The sequence below is a fragment of the Kluyvera intermedia genome, from assembly GCF_034424175.1.
Classification (GTDB): domain Bacteria; phylum Pseudomonadota; class Gammaproteobacteria; order Enterobacterales; family Enterobacteriaceae; genus Kluyvera; species Kluyvera intermedia.
Window position 1 is genome coordinate 1622825 of sequence record NZ_CP139986.1, and the last position, 23672, is coordinate 1646496.

Annotated in this window: 21 protein-coding genes; 12 read left to right on the forward strand and 9 right to left on the reverse strand. The window is 51.2% G+C overall.

The features are described 5' to 3' along the window. Positions 1–199 precede the first annotated feature (199 nt). The 6 genes from U0026_RS07800 to mgtE all read left to right on the forward strand — a co-directional run bounded on the left by U0026_RS07800 (position 200) and on the right by mgtE (position 7549). Positions 200–1330 (forward strand): porin OmpC, encoded by a 1131-nt coding sequence (locus U0026_RS07800; protein ID WP_062772476.1) that lies wholly within the window; start codon positions 200–202, stop codon positions 1328–1330. Positions 1331–1432: 102 nt separating this feature from the next. Then, entirely contained in the window at positions 1433–2485 is a 1053-nt protein-coding gene (apbE, locus tag U0026_RS07805) for an FAD:protein FMN transferase ApbE (protein ID WP_062772473.1), read from the forward strand. Positions 2486–2558: 73 nt separating this feature from the next. Continuing rightward, positions 2559–3614, forward strand: coding sequence for a bifunctional DNA-binding transcriptional regulator/O6-methylguanine-DNA methyltransferase Ada (ada, locus tag U0026_RS07810; protein WP_062772470.1), 1056 nt, complete (start codon positions 2559–2561; stop codon positions 3612–3614). Continuing rightward, positions 3614–4258 carry a DNA oxidative demethylase AlkB gene (gene alkB, locus U0026_RS07815; protein ID WP_062772467.1) on the forward strand — a complete coding sequence of 215 codons (645 nt, stop codon included), beginning with the start codon at positions 3614–3616 and terminating at the stop codon, positions 4256–4258. The genes ada and alkB overlap by 1 nt, the downstream gene beginning before the upstream one ends. Before the next feature lie 82 nt (positions 4259–4340). Then, positions 4341–5984 (forward strand): multidrug ABC transporter permease/ATP-binding protein, encoded by a 1644-nt coding sequence (locus U0026_RS07820; protein ID WP_062772464.1) that lies wholly within the window; start codon positions 4341–4343, stop codon positions 5982–5984. Between the two features lie 128 nt (positions 5985–6112). After that, positions 6113–7549, forward strand: coding sequence for a magnesium transporter (mgtE, locus tag U0026_RS07825; protein ID WP_062772461.1), 1437 nt, complete (start codon positions 6113–6115; stop codon positions 7547–7549). On the opposite strand, the gene U0026_RS07830 is transcribed toward mgtE, so the two are convergent. Further along, complete coding sequence (locus tag U0026_RS07830) at positions 7512–8741, reverse strand: SulP family inorganic anion transporter (protein WP_062772804.1); 1230 nt, start codon at positions 8739–8741, stop codon at positions 7512–7514. The genes mgtE and U0026_RS07830 overlap by 38 nt on opposite strands. Positions 8742–9013: 272 nt before the next feature. On the opposite strand from U0026_RS07830, the gene mqo reads away from it, so the two are divergent. Further along, positions 9014–10666, forward strand: a complete 1653-nt coding sequence (gene mqo / locus U0026_RS07835; protein WP_062772458.1) for a malate dehydrogenase (quinone) — start codon at positions 9014–9016, stop codon at positions 10664–10666. Positions 10667–10832: 166 nt separating this feature from the next. Here mqo and eco read toward each other — a convergent pair whose 3' ends face one another. Together eco and U0026_RS07845 are read right to left on the reverse strand one after the other, a co-directional pair. After that, positions 10833–11324 carry a serine protease inhibitor ecotin gene (gene eco / locus U0026_RS07840; RefSeq protein ID WP_062772455.1) on the reverse strand — a complete coding sequence of 164 codons (492 nt, stop codon included), beginning with the start codon at positions 11322–11324 and terminating at the stop codon, positions 10833–10835. 135 nt (positions 11325–11459) lie between these two features. Continuing rightward, positions 11460–12338: a LysR family transcriptional regulator gene (locus U0026_RS07845; RefSeq protein WP_062772452.1), complete on the reverse strand. Its 879-nt coding sequence runs from the start codon at positions 12336–12338 to the stop codon at positions 11460–11462. Positions 12339–12436: 98 nt separating this feature from the next. On the opposite strand from U0026_RS07845, the gene U0026_RS07850 reads away from it, so the two are divergent. Beyond that, positions 12437–13039 (forward strand): short chain dehydrogenase, encoded by a 603-nt coding sequence (locus tag U0026_RS07850; RefSeq protein WP_062772449.1) that lies wholly within the window; start codon positions 12437–12439, stop codon positions 13037–13039. Between the two features lie 67 nt (positions 13040–13106). On the opposite strand, the gene U0026_RS07855 is transcribed toward U0026_RS07850, so the two are convergent. The 3 genes from U0026_RS07855 to U0026_RS07865 are packed head-to-tail and all read right to left on the reverse strand — an operon-like array spanning position 13107 to position 15946. After that, positions 13107–14642 (reverse strand): DUF6056 family protein, encoded by a 1536-nt coding sequence (locus U0026_RS07855; protein WP_062772446.1) that lies wholly within the window; start codon positions 14640–14642, stop codon positions 13107–13109. A 3-nt stretch (positions 14643–14645) separates the two neighbouring features. After that, a complete protein-coding gene (locus U0026_RS07860) occupies positions 14646–15587 on the reverse strand; it encodes a glycosyltransferase family 2 protein (RefSeq protein WP_062772443.1) in 942 nt (313 codons plus the stop codon). Next, positions 15587–15946 carry a GtrA family protein gene (locus U0026_RS07865; RefSeq protein ID WP_062772440.1) on the reverse strand — a complete coding sequence of 120 codons (360 nt, stop codon included), beginning with the start codon at positions 15944–15946 and terminating at the stop codon, positions 15587–15589. The genes U0026_RS07860 and U0026_RS07865 overlap by 1 nt, the downstream gene beginning before the upstream one ends. A 484-nt stretch (positions 15947–16430) precedes the next feature. Here U0026_RS07865 and U0026_RS22755 point away from each other — a divergent pair, with 484 nt between their 5' ends. Continuing rightward, positions 16431–16826 (forward strand): hypothetical protein, encoded by a 396-nt coding sequence (locus U0026_RS22755; RefSeq protein ID WP_373859481.1) that lies wholly within the window; start codon positions 16431–16433, stop codon positions 16824–16826. A gap of 26 nt (positions 16827–16852) precedes the next feature. Continuing rightward, on the forward strand, positions 16853–17653 hold the full coding sequence (locus tag U0026_RS07875) for a hypothetical protein (protein WP_126440666.1): 801 nt from the start codon (positions 16853–16855) through the stop codon (positions 17651–17653). A 229-nt stretch (positions 17654–17882) separates the two neighbouring features. On the opposite strand, the gene yejM is transcribed toward U0026_RS07875, so the two are convergent. Both yejM and U0026_RS07885 read right to left on the reverse strand, forming a co-directional pair. Beyond that, positions 17883–19637, reverse strand: a complete 1755-nt coding sequence (yejM, locus tag U0026_RS07880) for an LPS biosynthesis-modulating metalloenzyme YejM (RefSeq protein WP_062772435.1) — start codon at positions 19635–19637, stop codon at positions 17883–17885. 18 nt (positions 19638–19655) lie between these two features. Next, positions 19656–19883 (reverse strand): YejL family protein, encoded by a 228-nt coding sequence (locus U0026_RS07885; RefSeq protein WP_061279439.1) that lies wholly within the window; start codon positions 19881–19883, stop codon positions 19656–19658. Between the two features lie 182 nt (positions 19884–20065). On the opposite strand from U0026_RS07885, the gene yejK reads away from it, so the two are divergent. Both yejK and U0026_RS07895 read left to right on the forward strand, forming a co-directional pair. Beyond that, complete coding sequence (yejK, locus tag U0026_RS07890; RefSeq protein WP_062772432.1) at positions 20066–21073, forward strand: nucleoid-associated protein YejK; 1008 nt, start codon at positions 20066–20068, stop codon at positions 21071–21073. A 280-nt stretch (positions 21074–21353) separates the two neighbouring features. Continuing rightward, on the forward strand, positions 21354–23318 hold the full coding sequence (locus U0026_RS07895; protein WP_062772429.1) for a glycosyl hydrolase family 28 protein: 1965 nt from the start codon (positions 21354–21356) through the stop codon (positions 23316–23318). 53 nt (positions 23319–23371) lie between these two features. Here the strand turns inward: U0026_RS07895 and rplY are convergent, their stop codons facing one another. Further along, on the reverse strand, positions 23372–23656 hold the full coding sequence (rplY, locus tag U0026_RS07900; RefSeq protein WP_062772426.1) for a 50S ribosomal protein L25: 285 nt from the start codon (positions 23654–23656) through the stop codon (positions 23372–23374). Positions 23657–23672: the final 16 nt, after the last annotated feature.

A 23672-nucleotide genomic window follows, 5' to 3' on the forward strand; every position in this document is an offset into this window, starting at 1 on the left:
GCTTAAAAAAGTTCCCCGAAATACATATTTAGAAACATCTATAGCGATAAATGAAACATTTCAAGGCTTTTCGTATCATATTCCTATTGGATTATTCCTGTTTTTACAGCACAATGGGTCTGCCGACTGATTAATGAGGGTTAATCAGTAAGCAGTGGCATATAAAAAGGCATATATATAACAACAGAGGGTTAATAACATGAAAGTTAAAGTACTGTCCCTCCTGGTACCAGCTCTGCTGGTAGCGGGCGCAGCAAATGCGGCTGAAATTTATAACAAAGATGGCAACAAATTAGATCTGTACGGTAAAGTAGACGGCCTGCACTATTTCTCCAGCGACAAGAGCGTTGATGGCGACCAGTCTTATGTTCGTCTGGGTATCAAAGGCGAAACTCAGATTAACGACCAACTGACCGGTTACGGCCAGTGGGAATACAACATCCAGGCTAACAACACCGAAAGCACGTCTGACCAGGCGTGGACTCGTGTCGGCTTCGCCGGTCTGCGTATTGCTGACGCTGGCTCTATCGACTACGGTCGTAACTACGGCGTTGTTTACGACGTAACCTCATGGACCGACGTTCTGCCAGAATTCGGCGGCGACACCTACGGTTCTGACAACTTCCTGCAGCAGCGTGCTAACGGCGTAGCGACCTACCGTAACACTGACTTCTTCGGCCTGGTTGATGGTCTGAACTTTGCTCTGCAGTATCAGGGTAAAAACGGCAGCGTTTCTGGTGAAGGTTCTACCAACAACGGTCGTAACGATCTGAAACAGAACGGTGATGGCTTCGGCGGTTCCCTGACTTACGATCTGGGCGAAGGCTTCAGCGTAGGTACTGCGATTGCTAGCTCTAAGCGTACTACCGACCAGAACAACATGGTTTACGGTCACGGCGACAACGCGACGACCTACACCGGCGGCCTGAAATATGATGCGAACAACATCTACCTGGCAGCACAGTACACCCAGACCTACAACGCGACCCGCTTCAGCGGCAATGGTAACGACGACGCTGTCAAAGGCTTCGCTGAAAAAGCTCAGAACTTCGAAGTGGTTGCACAGTACCAGTTCGACTTCGGTCTGCGTCCTTCCGTTTCTTACCTGCAGTCTAAAGGCAAAAACATCGACAGCGGTGTTGCCGGCGGTAACTTCGGTGACCAGGACCTGCTGAAATATGTTGATGTAGGTGCGACTTACTACTTCAACAAAAACATGTCTACCTACGTTGATTACAAAATCAACCTGCTGGATGACAGCGAGTTTACCCGTCGTGCGGGTATCTCCACCGACAACGTTGTTGCACTGGGTGTGGTTTACCAGTTCTAATTTTTACAACGTAGTCAAAAAGGGGCCAAATGGCCCCTTTTTTTATGCCGAAATTTAACCAATTAGTGTACTCTTGCGGCGATCGCAGGAGGGTAATAACGAATGGAAATGACTTTTTTACGTATGGCGCTATTGAGCGTCGTTGTACTGCTGGCAGGATGTGATAACGCCAGTGTGCCCGCTGCGCCAAAAGCGGCGGCAACCGTGCTGGAAGGGAAAACCATGGGGACCTTCTGGCGCGTTAGCGTCGTGGGTATTGATAAGGCACAGGCTGATGAGCTGCGACAGAAAGTGCAAACTCAACTCGACGGTGACGACCAGCTACTGTCGACATGGAAGAACGACTCGGCGCTGATGCGCTTCAATCATTCCACCAGCATGACGCCGTGGCCGGTGAGCGAAGCGATGGCGGATATCGTTACCGAATCTTTGCGCATTGGTCGTAAAACGCAGGGCGCTATGGATATTACCGTGGGGCCGCTGGTTAATCTTTGGGGCTTTGGCCCGGACAAACAGCCGTTAAAAACGCCAACTCAGGCGCAAATTGACGCCGCGAAAGCACGCACCGGGCTGGAGTTTTTGTCCGTTATCAACCGTGCCGGGCGCCAGTACTTACAAAAATCGCTCCCCGATCTTTATGTTGATCTTTCGACGGTGGGTGAAGGGTATGCCGCCGATCATCTGGCGCGTCTGATGGCTCAGGAAGGGATCTCCCGCTATCTGGTCTCGGTGGGCGGTGCATTGGCCAGCCGGGGTATGAATGCTGACGGACAACCGTGGCGAGTGGCTATCCAGAAACCGACTGACCGGGAAAATGCGGTGCAGGCGATCGTCGACATTAACGGTCACGGGATCAGTACCTCCGGCAGCTATCGCAACTACTATGAGCTGGATGGTCAGCGGATCTCGCACGTTATCGACCCGCAAACCGGGCGGCCAATCACCCATAAACTGGTCTCCGTGACGGTCATTGCGCCTACCGCCCTGGAAGCCGATGGCTGGGACACCGGGCTGATGGTGCTTGGCCCGCAGAAAGCACAGCAGGTGGTACGTGAACAGGGATTGGCGGTATACATGATTATGACAGAGGGTGATGGATTCACGACCTGGATGTCACCACAGTTCCGCGCTTTCCTGGTCGGCGGGAAAAATTAAAAAGCAAGATTGCGGGTTTTTTAATTCCTCCCTTTAGGCACAGTGATGGTTACACTAAAGGGAGGGGCTCGTTATGACATTGTATACTTCAACCACTGATGATGAACGCTGGCAAGCGGTGCTTGATCGTGACGCTGCGGCCGACGGTCAGTTTATCTTCGCCGTGCAGACTACCGGTATTTTTTGCCGTCCATCCTGTCGCGCGCGCCATGCGCTGCGTCAGAACGTGCGTTTCTTTGAGAATGCTGATGCCGCGCAACGTGCCGGGTTTCGCCCATGTAAGCGCTGTCGGCCCGATACGCTTTCGCCAGAGCAACACAAAATCGATAGCGTCGCTCGCGCCTGTCGCTTGCTAGAACAAGATACGCCGGTCACGCTGGAGTCCCTCGCGCAGGCGGTAGCGGTCAGCCCTTATCATTTCCATCGTATGTTTAAATCCGTGACAGGGATGACGCCAAAAGCCTGGCAACAGGCATGGCGCGCACGTCGGCTGCGTGAATCATTAGCCGCCGGAAACGCGGTGACGCAAGCGGTGCTGGACGCAGGCTTTCCCTCAAGCAGTAGCTACTATCGCCATGCGGACGATATTTTGGGGATGACCGCCCAGGCATATCGGCGGGGCGGTCAGTCATCGGATATTCACTATTCGACAGGTGAGTGCTCACTAGGACGCTGTCTGGTGGCGGTAAGTGAGCGCGGGGTCTGTGCCGTATTGCTCGGCGATAACGATGCCCAACTTCTGACTGAGCTTCAACAAACCTTGCCTGCTGCACGATATCTCATGGCTGACGCAGCTTTCAGCCAGCAAATTGCCACGGTGATTGCCAGTATTAATCAACCTGACAGCACGTTATCGCTGCCGCTGGATATCCGCGGAACTGCCTTTCAGCAGCAGGTATGGCAGGCACTGCGTGCAATCCCGGCCGGCGAAACGCGCAGCTACCAGCAGGTGGCTGACAGTATCGGCAAACCCAAAGCGGTACGCGCGGTCGCCAGTGCCTGCGCCGCCAATCGGTTAGCCATTGTGGTGCCGTGTCATCGCGTGGTGCGCGGCGATGGAGCGCTTTCCGGCTACCGTTGGGGTGTGACACGGAAAGCCGCGCTGTTGCAACGTGAAAAGGAGCGCTGATGCTTGATCTGTTTGCCGATGAGACACCGTGGTCAGAGCCATTAGCGCCGGGGGCTGTGGTGCTGCGACGACTGGCGCGAGAAAACGGCACTACGTTGCTGGCGGCTATTGATCGGGTGGCGGCCGTTTCGCCATTTCGCCAGATGGTGACGCCGGGGGGCTACACCATGTCGGTGGCGATGACGAACTGCGGACCGCTTGGCTGGAGTACCGATCGTCATGGGTACTGTTACTCGCCCGTGGATCCGCTAAGCGGCAATCTCTGGGCTCCCATGCCAGACTGTTTTTTAGCCCTTGCGCAGGATGCGGCAAATCGTGCCGGCTACCCACATTTTCATCCCGATGCCTGCCTGATTAACCGCTATCAGCCAGGCGCAAAATTGTCGCTGCATCAGGATAAAGATGAGGCGTGTCTGGACGCACCGATTGTTTCGGTGTCGCTGGGGCTTCCCGCTACCTTCCAGTTTGGAGGGCTGACGCGCAGCGCGCCGCTGCAAAAGATTTATCTGGAGCACGGAGATGTGGTGGTATGGGGAGGGGAATCACGCCTTTTTTATCACGCCATATTGCCGTTGAAGGCAGGTAACCATCCACAGGTTGGTCCGTGGCGCTATAACCTGACGTTTCGCCGTGCCGCTCAATAGCGAATAAAAATAAGAATTATTCTTGATGTAGTTTCTCAGCAGTTTACACTGCTGGCTGTTTTTTCTTGCCCAGGTTGCTGCTATGGAACTTCTCTTACTGGTCTGGCGTCAATATCGCTGGCCATTTATTGGCGTGATGGCTCTGAGCCTGCTCAGCGCGGCGCTCGGTATCGGGCTCATCGCCTTTATCAATGTCCGTTTGATTGAGATGGTCGATACCTCCTTATCCGTGTTACCGGAGTTTCTCGGCCTGCTATTGCTGCTGATGGCGGTGACGTTGGGCTCACAACTGGCGCTGACCACGCTGGGACACCATTTTGTTTATCGCCTGCGCCGTGAGTTTATTAAACGCATCCTGGATACCCAGGTTGAACGCGTCGAGAAACTGGGTAGCGCCTCGCTGTTGGCGGGGCTGACCAGCGATATTCGTGCTATCACTATCGCCTTTGTGCGCCTGCCGGAACTCGTACAAGGGATTATCCTGACCTTCGGTTCTGCCGCCTATCTGGCGATGCTGTCGACTAAAATGCTGCTGATTACCGCTCTGTGGATGGCATTGACCATCTGGGGCGGATTTATGCTGGTGGCCCGCGTCTATAAACACATGGCGACGCTGCGTGAAACCGAAGACCGGCTGTACAATGACTATCAAACGGTGCTGGAAGGACGTAAAGAGCTGACGCTCAATCGCGAACGCGCGGAGTTTGTCTTCGAGCAGCAATTCACCCCGGATGCTAAAGCCTATCGCCACCACATTGTGCGCGCGGATACCTTCCACCTCAGCGCCGTCAACTGGTCAAACATTATGATGCTGGGCGCCATTGGCCTGGTGTTCTGGATGGCAAACGGGCTGGGCTGGGCCGATACCAACGTTGCCGCTACCTATTCCCTGACGCTACTGTTCCTGCGCACACCGCTGCTGTCTGCGGTTGGAGCTTTGCCGACGCTTTTAAGCGCGCAGGTCGCTTTCAAAAAACTCAATAAATTCTCGCTGGCACCTTACCAGGAAACCTTCCCGCAGCCGACGGCACATCCTCACTGGCAGACCCTTGAACTGCGTGATGTGACTTTCAACTATGAAGACAATACCTTTGCCGTTGGTCCACTGAACCTGACGCTCAAACGCGGTGAGCTGGTGTTCCTGATTGGCGGGAACGGCAGCGGAAAATCGACGCTGGCGATGCTATTGACCGGGCTGTATCAGCCGGTCTCCGGGCAGATCCTTCTCGACGGACAGCCGCTGGCGGTAGATAAACCGGAAGATTATCGTAAGCTGTTTTCTGCGGTGTTTACCGATGTCTGGCTGTTTGAGCACCTACTGGGGCCAGAAGGCAAGCAGGCCAACCCGGAACTGGTCGAGAAGTGGCTGGCTCAGCTACAGATGACACATAAAGTGAAGCTTGAGGATGGCCGTATCCTGGATCTGAAATTGTCTAAAGGCCAGAAGAAGCGCGTTGCGCTGCTGCTGGCGTTAGCCGAAGAACGTGACATCATTATGCTCGATGAGTGGGCGGCCGATCAGGATCCGCATTTCCGCCGCGAGTTTTATCAGGTGCTGCTGCCATTGATGCAGCAAATGGGGAAAACGATTTTCGCCATCAGCCACGACGATCACTATTTCGTCCATGCCGATCGTCTGCTGGAAATGCGTAATGGACAGCTTAGCGAACTGGTGGGTGAAGAGCGTGAACGTGCCTCAAGGGATGCCGTCGCGCGAACTGCCTGATTTTTTGGCCGCTTCGCTGATTTTTTCAACGCTTGAGCGGTCTGTTTAGCCTTTTTTACATACCCCGCGCTATGCTTAAACTCGCCCACTCATCCGAGTGGGCGAACTTTCACGAATAAGGATTATTCATGTCTCTGTTGAAGAAGAACAGTGCCCGCCTACGCGATGAAGAGCGTATGCGCCTTATCTGGTTGTTGACCACCGATAAGGCCATTACCTCAGCGTTGCTTGGGAAATTGACGCTGGCTGAGCAGTACGATGAAAGCACCCTGGCCGACGATCTTGCGGAGGTGGGCGCACTGGTCGCGCACCTGCAACCACCGGATCTTGCCGATACGCTGGAAGCGCTACCGTCGGAAGAACGCCACGCCCTGTGGAATATGATCGAAGACGATCGCCGCGGGAAAGTGTTGCTGGAAGCATCGGAGAACGTCTGGGACGACCTCATTGAAGATATGAGCGACCGGGCGTTGCTCGATGCATTGCATACGCTGGATATCGATGAACAGATCTACATGGTGCAACACCTGCCACGTGATTTGACCGGTCGTCTGCTGGCGTCCATGACCCAGGAAGAACGCGCGCGCGTTCGTCAGGTGATGAACTATGCGCATGACTGCGTGGGTTCGATCATGGAGTTTGAGGTGATCACCATCCGGGCGGACGTGACGCTGGCCGCTGTGCAACGTTTCCTGCGTCGGTTGGGCAAGATGCCGGAGAACACCGATAAATTATTCGTTATCAAGCGCGATCAAACGCTGATCGGCGAACTTGAGCTGAAAACCATTTTGCTTAATTCAGCAGATCGCTTTGTCCATGAAGTGATGGAAGCCGATCCTATGACGTTCCACCCGGAAGAGAAATCTGAAAGCGTGGCGCGAACGTTTGAACGTGACAACTTGATCAGTGCCGCGGTGATCGACTTTGACGGTAAGCTGATGGGTCGTTTAACCATCGATGAGATCGTTGATGTGGTCTATGAAGAGACCGACAGTGATTTACGTCGGATGGGTGGCCTGAGCAGTGATGAAGATGTTTATGCTCCGGTCATGAAAGCGGTCAAAACCCGCTGGGCGTGGCTGGCGATTAACCTCTGTACGGCATTTATCGCTTCACGAGTCATCGACGGGTTTGAGCATACCATTTCACAGTTAGTGGCGTTAGCGTCGTTGATGCCAATTGTTGCGGGAATTGGAGGCAACACCGGTAATCAGACCATCACTATGATAGTGCGTGCGTTGGCGTTACAGCATATCCAGCCGGGGAATTTCTCGTTCCTGATCCTACGTGAAATGGGCGTGGCGCTGATTAACGGCATCGTTTGGGGCGGGATTATGGGCGGCGTGACCTGGCTTCTTTATGACGATATGCATCTCGGCGCGGTGATGTCGCTTGCGATGATCTTAAACCTGTTGGTGGCCTCGGTGATGGGGGTACTGATCCCGATGATCATGGTCAAATTCGGACGCGACCCTGCGGTCGGTTCAAGCGTCATGATCACCGCGATCACGGATACTGGCGGCTTCTTTATTTTTCTGGGTCTTGCGACCGTGTTTCTGCTTTAAATCTGGCCCGCTCTTTAAGGCGGGCAGGCACTACCACCATCATAATAATGCCGGCCAGCACGCCAATGGCCAGATTCCCGGTGCTGACGGTGGCCGCTATAGTGACCAACATCACCAGCGTTTCCGGCCACGGCGTGCGTTTTAACGTCGTGGGCTTGAGGCTATGCCAGCTAAAGGTTTTAAACGCCACAATCACCATAATCCCTGCCAGCACTGACATTGGGATCATCGCCATCACTTCGCTTAATGCGGTGACTAGCAGCAGCAAAACCAGCGCTGCTGCGACGGTAGAAACACGGCTACGGCCTTTCCCCATCTCCACATTCACGATGGTTTGACCGATCATCGCGCACCCGGCAATACCGCCATAGCAACCAGCCAGAATATTGGCGATACCAAGACCGGCACTCTCACGGGTTTTATTGGACGGCGTGACGGTTAAATCATCCACCAGTTTAGCGGTAAGTAGCGACTCCATCAGTCCGACAAACGCAATACTCAGCGCGCAAGGCCAGATGATTTTCAGGGTGTCGAGGTTTAGCGGAACCAGCCACTGGGTGAGTCCCGGCAGCCCGCCGCCCATTGAACCTTCATCTCCAACGGTAGGTAAAATCTGTCCGCTGGTGGTGGTATAAATCGTTAGTAAGACAACGGCTATCAGCGGGGAAGGAACGCTTTTCGTGACTTTGGGAAGCCATAACACAATGAGAATCGTGGCGGCAAACAGCGCGACAATCAGCGGACTCCGGCTCCAGAAATGGGGAACCTGAGCAAAGAAAATAAGAATACCCAATGCATTCACAAAACCGCTCATGACAGACGCGGGGATAAAGCGCATCAGTTTCGCCATACCGCACACGGCAAACAGAATTTGAATCACGCCCGCCATTATCACCGCAGGGAGAATGTAGGCCACCCCATGTTGATGCACCATTGGGCCGATAACCAGGGCGACCGAACCGGCCGCTGCCGTGACCATTGCCGGGCGACCGCCGAGAAACGACATCGACAGACACAGTACGACTGAGGCAATCAAGCTGACTTTAGGATCGACACCTGCGATGACCGAAAAGGAGATAACTTCCGGAATGAGCGCTAAAGCGGTAATCACACCAGCGAGCACTTCACGTGTTAATAGCCTTGGTGATGTCAAAACGGCAGTAAAAGAATGGGAGGGGGAAGTGTTGGGCATAAGATATTCACAGGTTATCGATGGCCGGTCTTTCATAAGCCACAGCTTCCGTGCGCACCATCACAAAGGGGGGAATAATACCGCTTCCCGTCACATTCTACCAGTACCAAATCTCATTTCCTGTACACATTTATTAAACATTTTAATAACAGATCTCAAAACTCAACTTAAATTTTAAACAATATTTAATTTTATGCTGCCTGGTGGTAACGTAACCGCACGGATGTTTTTACCTGCATGTAACAAATCGCAGTCAAGTAAGGCCCCCTACGATGAAAAAAAAGATAGCTGTACCCAACGCACAGCAAACGGGTAGCGAAACCATTTCTGTGGCGACTAAGGCGAAGACTCGGGTGGTGCACGAGACAGATGTGTTGCTGATCGGTGGCGGAATTATGAGCGCCACGCTGGGTACATGGCTGCAGGAATTAGAGCCAGACTGGTCAATTACCATGGTTGAACAGATGGAAAGCGTTGCGGAAGAAAGTTCTAACGGCTGGAACAACGCCGGTACCGGACACTCTGCACTCATGGAACTCAACTATACCCCGCAAAAAGCCGATGGCTCTGTCAGCATCGAGAAAGCCATTGATATTAACGAAGCCTTCCAGATTTCCCGCCAGTTCTGGGCGCATCAGGTCACGCGCGGCGTGCTGACGCAGCCGAAAAGCTTCATCAATACCGTCCCGCATATGAGCTTTGTCTGGGGCGATGATAACGTCAACTTCCTGCGCGCCCGCTATCGCGCGTTGCAGAAAAGTCCGTTGTTTAACGGGATGCGTTATTCCGAAGATCACGAACAAATTAAGCAGTGGGCGCCGCTGGTGATGGAAGGCCGCGACCCGCAGCAGAAAATTGCCGCGACTCGTACCGAGGCGGGCACTGACGTTAACTATGGCGAAATCACTCGCCAGATGATTAACGCGCTGAAAAAACGCGAACATTTTGCGCTACAGCTCAATACCGTGGTGCGTCGTTTCCGCCGTAATGCGGATAACAGCTGGAGCGTGACGGTTTCTGATGCCAATGACAGCCACGCCAAACGCACCATTAAAGCTAAGTTTATCTTTATTGGTGCCGGCGGCGCGGCATTGAAACTGATGCAACAAACCCGAATTCCGCAGGCGAAAGAGTACGCAGGTTTCCCTGTTGGCGGTCAATTCCTGGTGTGTGATAACCCTGAAGTGGTTAACCATCACCTGGCGAAAGTTTACGGTCAGGCCTCCGTTGGCGCACCGCCAATGTCCGTTCCGCACATTGATACCCGCATTATTGACGGTAAACGTGTGGTGTTGTTTGGTCCGTTCGCGACCTTCTCCACGCGATTCCTGAAAAATGGTTCGCTGTGGGATCTGCTGGCCTCAACCAATAAATCCAACATTCTACCGATGCTGAACGTGGGGCTGGAAAACTTTGACCTGGTCAAATATCTGGTCAGTCAGGTACTGCAAAAAGATAAAGATCGTCATGCAGCGCTACGCGCTTACTACCCAATGGCGAAAAAACAGGATTGGCGTTTATGGCAGGCTGGTCAGCGCGTGCAGATAATCAAACGTGATTCACGTATTGGCGGCGTATTGCGTCTGGGTACTGAAGTAGTGAGCGATGACGAAGGCACCGTGGCAGCGCTGCTGGGAGCTTCTCCTGGCGCATCAACGGCTGCACCGATCATGCTCGATCTGCTGGACAAAGTATTCAAAGATAAAATGCAAACTGCCGAGTGGCAGGAGAAAATCCGCGCGGTGGTGCCGACTTACGGCTCTACGCTGACGGAAAACCCACACTTGATTGACCAAACGCTGGCCTATACCAGTGAAGTGCTGGGGCTTCGTCATGAAGTCGCGCGTGAAGCCGATCCGGTGCCTGCGGTGCAGGTGGCATCAAAGCCAGTAGAAGTGAAAGAGATGGCTGATATTGCGTTGTAAAAATTAACGACGATCGAACGTATCCCGGGCGAGGCGTTTACGCCGACCCCGGGTTAGCTCGGAGCACATTCTCGGCGTCACTTCGTTCGTCTGGGCTACAACCCCGTAGCCCGGGCAAGGCGCAAGCCGCCCCCGGGAAAGCCGGTGACGGCGTTCGGGTTAAACCTTAACGCACAACGGCGCTAAGGATCTCTTCTTTGGCTTCCCACACGCGATACTTCACTTCAACGTTATCTGGCGTATAGACCACAATCGGCAGCTTACTGTTGTAGCGCAGCATGCCATCATCGCCCAATGACGCGGTAACGAACTGCTTGGTTTTCTTCTGGTCAGGGCAGGCCATCATGGTGGACATTGGCCCGGTTACTTTTTCAACGACGTAATAGTCATAACCCCAGCCTTCAAGCGTTTTACTTTCCAGTTCAGCGCCCAGGCGATGGCGATTACAGTCGACGTCCAGCGTTTGACCAATCAATAACTCCACCTTAAACGCTGACTCGTCTTTCTGTGCGGGTAGCTGAATAACCTGGCGCTTCATCCCTTTCTCAGCCTGTGGGTACGGCGCGACCTTCTCCAGTGGCTGCTCAGCAGCCCAGGCAGAGCTGGAAGCACAGGCGATGGCAAGTAATGATGCGGCAAGTTTATGTGTCTTTTTCACTGTTCGTCCTTTTTATCAGTATGTAACAAGTGCAGAATATCATTGATGTTATCAATGATAATCGTTATTTACTGAATTTTGCATTAGGAATAGTGCTATATATCGACCTTAACCTCTAATCCAGCGATTATCTCTTTATATTCCATTCAGTAGATGCGTTATAAACTTTGTTAGTTTAGGCAATGGACGCAAATCTTGCCGCCAAAGCAGATGAATAGGCCGCGGCTGTGGGGTAAATGCCTCAAGTACGCGTACCAGTCTGCCGCAAGCCAAATCTTCAGCCAGTAAGACTTCGGGTTGCAGCAGCAGCCCCGCGCCGGCAATCGCTGCCATGCGCAGACCATGTCCATCGTTGCAGCGCAAGATGGCATCGCGTTTCCATCTGACTTCACCTGCCATTCCGGGCAACAGCCATTCGTTACGAGCCGTCCAGACGGTGTGAGATAAGCACAGATGTTCGGTTAGCTCGGCAGGCGTTTGGGGGATGCCATAGCGTGCTAAATAATCTGGTGATGCGCAGATCACCATCCGATACTCACACAGATATTTCGCGACAATATCGGTTTGCTGAATATTGCCAATGCGGATGGCCAGATCGATACCTTCATCCACTAAATCGACCATCCGGTTGGTCAGGTCAAGCTCAATACGCACCTCCGGCCAGACCTGCAAAAAAGAGGCGGCCAGCGGGGACACGACGCAGGATCCAAATGAGGTCGGTGCACTGACCCGCAACGTGCCCGCGGGCGCGAGGCGCAGGCGTTCCACGGAGCTTTCGGCTATCAACACCTGTTCCAGCACTCGTCGGGATTCCTCCACAAAGACACGGCCAGCATCCGTCAGGCTTTGGCGACGGGTATTTCGCTCAAGCAAGCGTGTGCCAAGCTGGCTTTCCAGTTGAGCGATATATTTTCCCACCATGACCGCGGATATCCCCAGTCGGTTGGCCGCATCGGTAAAGCTTCCGCTTTCAACCACCGCGACAAAGATCTCCATTGACCGCAATTTATCCATATTACAAACCTTTGGTTAGTAATCATCTAATCTTCTACCAGTTTATCTGATATTTGATTGGGTAAAGAATAAAGGCTTACCACATTAAGGAGTCCATCATGAAAATCGTCATTATTGGTGCCAGCGGCACAGTGGGAAGTGCGGTAGCAGACGTACTTAGCCGTCATCACGATGTCATACGCGTGGGACGTACCCATGGTGATGAGCTTGTCGATATCACCTCGCAAGCAAGCGTTGAGGCGTTGTTTGAAAAAATAGGCAAAGTTGATGCGATAGTGTCGGCGACAGGTGGGGTCTTTTTCGGCCCGCTATCGAGCATGACGGATGATAATTTCAACCAGGGCCTACAGGATAAACTGTTGGGGCAAATCCGACTGGTGCTGACCGGGCAGCATTATCTTAATGCTGGAGGTTCCATTACGCTTATCAGTGGGATTATCGCCCAGGAACCCATCACTCAAGGCACCAATGCCGCCACGGTAAATGCCGGGCTGGAAGGTTTTGTACGTTCTGCCGCTTGCGAATTACCGCATGGGATCCGCATTAATTTGATTAGCCCAACGGTATTGAGTGAATCGGCAAAAGCCTATGAAGATTTTTTCCCCGGTTTTGAAAGCGTGGCCGCGTCAACGGTTGCCAATGCTTTTCGTCGCAGCGTCGAAGGCGTGCAGACCGGGCGCATTTATCAGGTTGGTTATTAGTTGCTGACCGCCATTTTCGCGGCTAAGAAAATATCCCCCAACGCACGCTGCGCTGGGGGATAGGGGATTATTGAATTGAAATTTCAGCTACGGCGCCCTGAGGAATTTTCGTGTAGTACCAATAATCATCGTTAATCTGCACGAATTTAAATTCATCTGGGGCAAGGGTCATTGTTTTGCCCTTCAACGTGAAATGTATCTGGCCTTCCAGCGGCTGGGTACTTATCAGAAGAAGCTCACCTTTATCATTGAACCAGGCATTGGTGTTGGCATTAACTGATTGTTTCTTACCGCTAACCATCACCGAATAGTCAAATCCGGTTGTTTTTCTTTCAATACCCTGAGCGCCAAAATATTTGCCATATACATGCGCTTCATGCCAGAAATCAAACTCACCGCCGCGATTTTGCATTTTAAGAAAATGAAAATCAGGGATCGTGAACTCACTTTTTTCCTGCGCCAACTGGTTATCGATAATTTCCAGTCGAACTTCATTTTGCTGATACACGTGATAGTAGGAGGTGTAAATCAGGCTGAATGACCAGATAAAAACGCCAAGCAGCAAAGCATTGATTGCCATAACACCTGACATCACGGTTTTGTTTGCTGTATTAAGGAGTTCTCGAGCCAGGAATGCAACGGCTAACAGGAAGAAGACGAAGGTCGACATCATAACCCTGTCTGGATAGGTCGGTGCAGCAACCATAATCAAAGAGGTGCCAATGCCAATGACTATCGACAGAATAATGACGTTAAGGTTGAACTTATTAAAGCGAAGTCCTTTTTTCTGTGCGTAAAGTAGAATCAATGCCAGCAGTGCCAATACCACGTAGGAAATCCAGATTAACGCCAGATGTCCAAATACGCGCTCGCTAACATGAACATAGATGCGCTGGAAAATGGACATTTGGTACCACGCGTCACCATGGGCACGAATGAAATTACCCGGTGAGAATATGAGTATGCTGGTACCGATTAATGCTGAAATAAAGTAGAGACACTTGTTGAGCTGCAGGCGTTTATCACGCCAGAGATCGTGAACAATGGCTAATGCCGCAATGCCGACAACAAACGGGGCAATACTTTCATTTGAACAGCCTGCGAGCACACCCAGAATTAGCATCACCACCTGTGTGCGTTCTTCACGCTGAGTCTGAATGCGGTATAAATTCCATATCCAGGCGACCACAAACAGGTTAGTCCAGAGATAGTTGGCGCTTCCTACAATCCAGAATACCGTCTGACCGATGTTAGGGTTCGCAATCCAGAAGGTGAGAAATACCAATGCGAAAATAGAGGCATCGTGTTTTTGCCAGCGTAATGTACCGGTTGGCGTTTTGACGATGAAATAGCAGAATACGACAACCAGCAAACCCGTCATCGCCGAGATAATGGCGCGAGACCCGCTAGCCAGTAACAGTGCGCTGCTGTAATCTGCGACAACGCGTCCGCTCCAGGTCAGGTAATGATTGAGATGCGTGTCTAAGGAAGTGCCTAACATAGCATACACGTAATCATCAGAATGTAGCGGGGTATACCACTCGATAATGAATACGGTAATAAAGGCAATTAAAACAACGGCCCAACTTACAACTTTTTGCATTAATTAGTCCTTTATCCGCGCAGTATGATGTGCTTTTTTCTTAATAATATATCTGGGACGCTTTTTGGTTTCGATATAGATTCGGCCGATATACTCGCCAAGTACGCCAATCCCGATGAGCTGGATCCCACCTAAAAACAGGATCGAGACAATCAGTGATGGATATCCCTGTACGGCATTGCCCCAAATGACTTTATCTATGACCATCCAAAAACCATAGGCGAAAGACAGGAGCGCCACGGCCAGGCCGAGGTAGGTCCAGACTCTCAGTGGGAAGGTTGAAAAGGACGTTATCCCCTCAAGCGCCAGATTCCATAATTTCCAGCCGTTAAATTTACTTTCGCCAGCAACACGTTCCGCTCTGGAATACAGAACAACTTCGGTGCGCCCACCAACCCATGAAAGAATACCTTTCATGAACAGATTGTTTTCTGGAAGTTGTTTAATATTCTCGACGACTTCTCGACTCATCAAACGAAAATCGCCCACGTTTTCTTCAATATGTGGCTTGCTGATTTTGTTGTGTAGCTTGTAAAACCACTCTGCGGTTTTACGTTTCAAATGGCCGTCAACAGAGCGGTCTTCACGTTTGGCCAGCACAACATCGGCCCCTTCTTGCCATTTTTCAATTAGCCTGGGGATAACATCGATGGGATCTTGCAGATCGACATCGATGGGGATGACGGCATCGCCGCTTGCGTAATCCAGTCCAGCAAAGAGTGCCGGTTCTTTACCAAAATTCCTTGTCAGCGGTAGCGAAATCACTAACGGATCTGCGGTCGCTAGCGCTTCAACGATGGATTCCGTCGCATCGGTACTTCCATCATTGATAAAGACAATCTCAATGTCATAAGGCTTAAGACCAACGTGTTCGCGAACGGCCTTATAAAAAATACCGACAGTTTCTTCTTCATTAAAAACAGGAACGATCAGTGAGATTTTCATCATGCACTCTTGAATACGATGAGTTTTGAATAAATGAAGCCAGCAACGAGGCTGAAACCGGAAAATGCAATCAGTGTGACTAACGCAGGTATCGAAAGCTTATCAGCGATGTAGCCGGTTAGACCCGCCATCGCACCCATAAAGAGGACGAACGCGATATATCGCCCTAAGGTCGCTTTGGAGTTGAACGTCCATTTGGCATTGGCAAAGAAACTGAATGTTACGGCGCAACAGAAGGCAACTATGTTCGCGAGCGCCTGTGTGCTCGCAAAAAAATGAACCAGCGCACCAAAGCAAAGCCAGTGGATTGCGGTGTTGAGAATGCCTACAGAGATATAGCGTCCGAATAGCTTTAACATTATAAGATGGCGTCAGTTTAAGTGGTCGGCAGTTTAGTACTAACCGATTATGCAATCAACCATCAAGAAATCGTATTTTTTACGGTAGATACATTCATGATGACGTAAAAGTGTCTGAGAAAACGCGCATGTCCTGTCCTGGAATTGGTGGTCGAAACCGCGTGGTTTTCCAGATAAGAAAAGGGGGGCTCACTATTTTAGCTTCGGTGGCTTTAAGCTTATTCTTAGAATCTGAAGTTCCAGAGCCACTGCCTAGCCGTTAGACACAAATCAAACATTCGGGATCGATTTTACCCGCTGCGCAAAACACTGTTGTTTTATTCACTTACATTATTTCATTGATTTTTGTCAGTCTTTATCTAGTTACACGGTGAAACATTTTCATTAGTGAACTACCACGCATAATGATAATTTCGCATGCAAATTAAGTATGACGCGTCAGATGTTACTTAATCGTATATTTCTATAATAATGTGAGTTAATGATGCCAGCAAATAAACTAACTATAGCGGTCGCTATAGCGCTTTGTGTTTCGCCTTTTATCGCCCCTGATGCCTTTGCACTTAGCGCTAAGTATCGGGAACAGCTAGATAAATCGGGTTGTACGCAGGTTACTGATTCCAATGGTACTTGTGATATCCATAAAACTAAGGCGCAGAATGAAGCCTTATTGTCTAAAAATCCGGTTATTCATGAGCGTAAGAAGATAGGCCAATTTCTTCATGATTCCGTGATAGGAAAATCGACCGATGACGCCTATGAAGCATTAAATCAATACGGTTTTAATAACCCTGAGCCGCTTGCCTGGATAAAAGGAAATAACAAAGTTATTTTAGATCTTAATTCTACAGGCATTGTTATTGCGGCAACATTGTATTAATACCCTTATTTGATTTAGTGAAAAACATGAAAAAATTATTACTCGTTTCTCTTCTTTTTTCTCTGTCCGCTAATGCGACTGATATCGATAAAGATGCTGCAAAAGCCAGAGACGTCATTGGCGCTACTGGTTCTGCCATCTCAGATCCCACCTTAGGCGGCACGACAACGTATAGCGGGACATCTGTTACAGGGGCAAACTCTTATTATGGTGACGCATATATGGCTGCCCGCAATCAGCAGATGCTAGGCGTTGCGACGCCCGTCGCGCCAACCGTTAATACCCCACCTACATCGACATTTACACCTAAAGCCTCGATCCAGAAAACGCCTCCCACACCACAAGTTGCGACGCCGAGTATTACAGGGACCTCTTATCGAAATCATGTTAACCAGCTGATGAGCCAGTCTTTAGCGGCAGTGGCACCGGTTGCAACACCTAAGCAAAATGTACCCTCGACGGTATTAGCGACCACCATCCAACAGGCTAAACCTGCGACCCCCAACATCCCGACCACGGCGACAAACACGACAGCACCAACCATTAATGTAGATTCATCGACCTTAAAACCTGACGCTCAAATCATGACGGATAAAGGCATCGTGACGGCCTCAACACTCAAACCGGGTACACAGGTTGCAGTGCCATACGATAGCGCTTTCACAACGTCTGTGAGAGGAGGTCATAATCACGCTAAAGGTTTTGATCATGCCGAACATGGAACAGGTAACGGGGCTAACAATGCCGCTAGCTCTAACAGTGCTCATGGGCTTGGTGGAGGTTCTCATATTGGTGGTGGTCGTAGTGGTGGCGGGTTCCATTACTGATAGACGAGAAAGAAAAGGAAGGGAAGGTTAGAGAATTTTTTCTCTGTAAAGATACAGGCAAGGATGCTTTCATTACGCAACATCAAAATGATGAGTCACTCTGCGTAACATTCACACTCTGTTTGAGTTATTTCACAACCCATTTGCCGGGGAGGGGATAAGGTTTATCCCGCCCCCCGTGTCACGCTAATTCAATTGCTTCATTCGACGGTTTACCACACCCTGATTTTCAGTTAGCGATAAACCGTTTTTCCTCGGTCAGCACTTGTAGCAGCAAGCTAAGCTGTGGTTTTGGCTCACGCTCTTTCTCGCCTTCAGCGGTCCACGTTTTGTAGTGACCGTTGTGATCAAGGACCACGGTCACGGTTGGCGTGGTAATCGCCAGCGCGCTGTTATCTGCAGCCGTCACCCAGTTATGGCGGCGATTGGCGCTAAACAAGTCCTGCCCTTGTGAATACTCATATGCTGGCGTACTGACATGCAGCAGGCGTTGCATCAGCGTGGTCATAATATCTTTATGATCGGTCAACAGGTCGATCCGCTGGGCTGGCGTGCCTGGCCAATGGATAACCAGTGGAACCTGCAATTGTGGACGTGACCAGCTAAAGCTGCTGTTTTGGCTATTCAACGCCACGCCGTGACCGGCAGTAATAATGACCACCGTATCGTTGAGCTTACCGGACGCGCGCAGCGCATCCAGCACGCGAGAAATCTGCGCATCAACATCTGCTGCGGCACGGGCGTACTGCTTGTCGCTCAGTTCGGCATTATTGAGCGTTGTGCCGTTAAAGGACACCCAAGAGAACCAACGGTTTTCATCCTGCGCATTATTTTTAAGCCAGTTCACCCACTGCCTTGCGGTCTGCGCATCGTTTTGCGACTTGCTCGGTGGCAAAGAGAAATCAGATAGCAGAGCCTGGCGATAAATTGGGCTAGTGAAGCCATCAGAAGAGAACAGCCCCAACTGGTAACCTTGCTGATTAAGCGCACTGATCAGTGCTGCTGGAATACGTGCTGCAAGCACGCCATCCATATAACTTGGAGAAACACCGTAAAACAGGCCAAAGATGCCGTTATCTGCGGTGTTACCGGAACTCATATGCTGGGTAAAGTTGACGTTTTCACTCGCGAATTGTGCAAGCGTTGGCATCTGCTGCTCATAGCGCGAGTAGTTCAGCCCATCAACGGTAATCAGCAGGACATTTTTCCCCGTCCCCATATCGCGGTAGCGCAGATCGCTTAACGGATACTGTACGGTGACGGCTTCCGGATCGCCTTGCTCGATAAGACGTCGCTGATAATCCTGCGCATCAAGCAAGCCGTGTTTCTCAAGAAAGCGTCGAGCCGTCATCGGGTAGGAAAGCGGCAAGTTAGCGCGCTGCATGGTTACAGGACGATAGAAATTGGCATCTGCCCAGATATACATCACGTGCGAGGCGACAAATGAGGCGGAGAAGAACCAGGCGACAGGCCGCGCGTAGTGGCGACGACGCGTCAGACTGCGCAGCTTCTGCCAGCTCCAGGTGGCGAACAGCATCTCCACGAGGAGGATAACCGGCACGCTAATAAACATCAGCTGCCAGTCGCGGGCCATCTCATTTTGATCGGGGTTTATCACCAGTTGCCACACCACCGGATTGAGGTGTAAGTGGAAACGGGTGAAGACTTCGCTGTCGATAAGCAGCAACGTCATGCCCACTGTCGCCAGTATGGCAGACAAGAAGCGCATCAAGCGCTGGGACATGACGATAAAAGTCAGGGGGAACAGAATCAGCAGATAGGTGGAAAACACCAGGAAGCTGAAATGCCCGACAAGGCTAATGTAGGAGTAAACGCGTCCCGCAAGCGTCGTCGGCCAGTCGGCGACAAAAAGATAGCGACTACCGAGCACCATGGCCAACAGCATGTTGAACAGGGCGAACCAGTGCCCCCAGCTAACCATCTGGGAGACTTTTTCTCGGTAAGGCTGACGATGAGTCACCATAAACTGTTGCTTGTACCTTTAGTGCGCAGGATCGCTGTTAATAGAAGATTGCAGCGCCTGGGCAAAAGAGCGCGCGATAGCCTGGCGTTGAGCCGGAGCCACGCTGCTGTTAATCAGATTGGTGACCATATTCCCCAGCACCATCAACGACAGGTCGGTTGGAGTCTTATGTTCTTCCAGTACGTTGGCGAGCTCGCTCAGCAGCTGTTCAACGTGTTCATCACTATAGCGGGATTGTTGTGGCATAAATCGAAATCTGTCCATTCATTAAAGGGCAGTATATTACCGTAGCAGCAGTATTTTTTCCGCTTTTTTTAAGCATTCGCGTTATCCTTTCGCCATTATACTGCCGCGATTACGGTAATGAGTCAGTTGCACTGTGGCATCGGGGGTGTTTGAATACACCCGATCATAAAGGAGAGTTTAACATGAGTCTGGATATCGACCAGATTGCTTTGCATCAGCTCGTCAAACGCGACGAGCAAAACCTGGACGTCGTGCTGCGCGACTCGCTGCTAGAGCCGACTGCGCCGGTTGAAGAGATGATGGCTGAGCTGCATCGCGTGTACAGTGCGAAAAACAAAGCCTACGGCCTGTTTACCGAAGAAAGTGAACTGGCGCAGGCGCTGAAGCTTCAGCGTCAAGGCGAGGAAGATTTCCTTGCGTTTACCCGAGCAGCCACCGGGCGTCTGCGTGATGAGCTGGCGAAGTACCCGTTTGCTGACGGAGGTATCGTCCTGTTCTGTCACTATCGCTACCTGGCGGTAGACTACCTGCTGGTGGCGGTGCTGAATAACCTCAACAGCATGCGCGTGAACGAGCAGTTAGATATCAGCGCGACCCACTACCTGGATATCAATCATGCGGATATCGTTGCACGCATTGATTTGACCGAGTGGGAAACCAATCCAGAGTCGACCCGTTATCTGACCTTCCTGAAAGGACGCGTTGGGCGCAAAGTATCTGATTTCTTTATGGACTTCCTCGGTGCGAGTGAAGGGCTGAACGCTAAGGTGCAAAACCGTGGCTTGCTGCAAGCGCTGGACGATTTTGCCGCGGAAGCGCAGCTCGATAAAAATGAGCGTCAGAACGTGCGTCAGCAGGTGTATAGCTACTGTAACGAGCAGTTGCAGGCGGGCGAAGAAATTGAGCTGGAGTCGCTGTCGAAGGAGCTTTCCGGGGTCAGCGAAGTCAGCTTTACCGAGTTCACCGCTGAAAAAGGCTATGAACTTGAAGAGAGCTTCCCGGCAGATCGCAGCACGCTGCGTCAGTTGACCAAATTTGCCGGCAGCGGCGGTGGGTTGACGATTAATTTTGATGCCATGCTGTTGGGTGAGCGAATCTACTGGGATCCGGCCACTGACACGCTGACCATCAAAGGTACGCCGCCAAACTTGCGCGATCAGCTACAGCGTCGGACATCCGGCAAAAGCTAAGCCATTTCCCCAAACCCGCTCATCCCCGAGCGGGTTTTGTTTTTGTGCCCACCGTATTTTTGAGTGACGGTTCTCTCATTTCCGCTACCGCCTGTTTTTTATCCTGATTAAATCTTGACCTTACTCTCAGTTATATCTTACAAAAATAAATAAAAATACGTTTCATTTTTAATGCAAAGATATTTTTTTTTTGTAAATGGAGAGTCCGTTCTGTCAGAGCGATGGCTCAAGGACGCGGTGCAGGTAAAAGACCGCGAATCACTAAGAGGAAGAATAACAAATGCACAATACCTTCAGACACTCACGACTGGCGCTGGTGGCGGCTGTCACCCTCACAGGGGCACTTAGTGGCTGTGATGACAGTGTCGCTGCGGGAGGACGCGCTTTGGCTGCCCCGCAAAACGTTCAGTCTCCCGTGCTTTCAGCCGATGCGGACAGCGTGGTGCTGGTCTGGGAAAAACCGCTTGCCGAGGCGGAAGGCGTGGTCGATTACCATGTTTATCGTCAAGGACAGCTGCTGGGGAGTGCGCGGGAAAATCAGGATAAATTCTCCCCGGCTAAGCCCTATATCGATAATTTTTACCAGAAGCTAGACCACGATAACTGGCAGCATAAGGTCTCACTGCGTACCTTTACCGCTGATGGATTAAATGCCTATACCGACTACCCATTCACTGTGCGCGCCGTCTATTCTGACGGAAAGGAGTCTGCGGACAGCTTACCGATCACCGTACGTACCACTAAAGCGCCTAATATCATTGATGTGAGAACGACCGGAGCAATAGGGGACGGTAAAACACTCGATACCGTCGCAATACAAAAAGCGATTGATAGCTGCACGGTGACCCTTTATCCGCAGGGCTGTAAAGTCAGCGTCAGCGGCGGCGTGTTCAAAACCGGGGCGCTGTTCTTACATAGCGATATGACGCTCGAAATTGCTGAGGGGGCGACCCTGCTGGGATCGGATGACCCGGCGCAGTACCCGCTGGACAAAGGCTATTATCTCTACCCTTACACTGACAATCCGCTGCCCAAACGTCCACCGTCGCTGATTAATGCGCTGGAAGCAGAGGATAAAGGTAGCTCGCATGCGGGGACGTTCAAAAATATTCGCATTGTGGGTAAGGGTACCATTGATGGAAACGGCTGGACGCGAGGCGTGAAGGCAGGTGGCGTCGAATCTATTGTGGATGAGCTTGGCAATACGTTGCCACAGTATCGCGCCAGCAATGCTAAAAAAGTCGGTGACGACGGGATCCTTGCAAAAAATCAGACCGAACTGGCGGTAGCGGAAGGGATGAACAGCGACAGCGCCTACAAAAACCGGCGTTCCAGTCTGATGACGCTGCGCGGCGTCAGTAATCTCTACATTGAAGGGCTGACGATTCTCAATCCGGCATTTCATGGCGTGATGGTGCTTGAGTCGGAAAATATCACCATGAACGCGTTGATTCACAAGACCTTTGACGGCAATAACGCCGATGGGATTGAGCTGGGGAATAGCCAGAATGGCCTGATATTTAACAACTTCTTTGATACCGGCGATGACGGTATGAACTTTGCGGCAGGGTATGGCAAAGGTGTGGAAACATTCAATCAGAAGGCACAAAGCGGGGCATGGATCTTTAACAATTACTTCCGTAAAGGACATGGTGCAGTGGTGACCGGCAGCCATACCGGCGCGTGGATCGAAAAAATCACCGCGGAAGATAACGTCATGTACCTGACCGACATCGGCCTGCGCATGAAGAGTCGTCCTTATTACGGCGGTGGCGCGCGCGATGTGGTATTCCGCAATAACGCGATGAAAGACCTGGCCAAAGAGCCGTTCATTTTCACCATCAAATACAGTGCGGACGTTAACGACACCACGCCTGCAACCGAGCCTGCCCAATTCCGCAATGTCACCGTACAGGACGTGACGATTGACGGCACGGTGGCAAAGAAAAGTATTCTGGTCGATGGCATGACGGTACAAGAGATGACCGCGGCATACGGCATTACCTATCCGCGCGATGCCTATCATCAGAATCTGATGTTCACTAACGTCAAGTTCCGCAATGTGCAGGCGAGCAACATCACTTTCTTGCATGACAGTCAGTTCACCAACGTCACGTTTGAGAATACCGATAAAGCCTGGAACTTTGCGCAAGTCAGCGGGATTACGCTTTCAGATAGCGTGAATAACGAGGTGATTTCAGCAACAGGGAAGGAGACAGTGGTACGGGATGCGGCAACGAAGTAAAAAAAAACGGCTCCGCAAGGAGCCGTTCTTCTATCACGTTGACTGGTTTGCGATTAAGCGCGAACGAAGTCGATGTGAGCCAGCTTAGGCTTGAACGGGTGACGCTGAACAGCCTGTGCCTTAACTTTTTCTTCTTTACCATCAACAACGATGGTCAGAACTTCGCTGTAGAATTCAGCGTTGGTCTGCATGTTCCACACTTTGTCGTGGTCCAGTTCGATAGCAACCGGAGCAGCTTCGCCACCATAAATGATAGCTGGGAACTTGTTAGCTGTGCGCAGGCGGCGGCTCGCACCCTTACCCTGCACCTTACGTACTTCTGCATTGATAGTAATCATTGAAAGCTCTCTATAT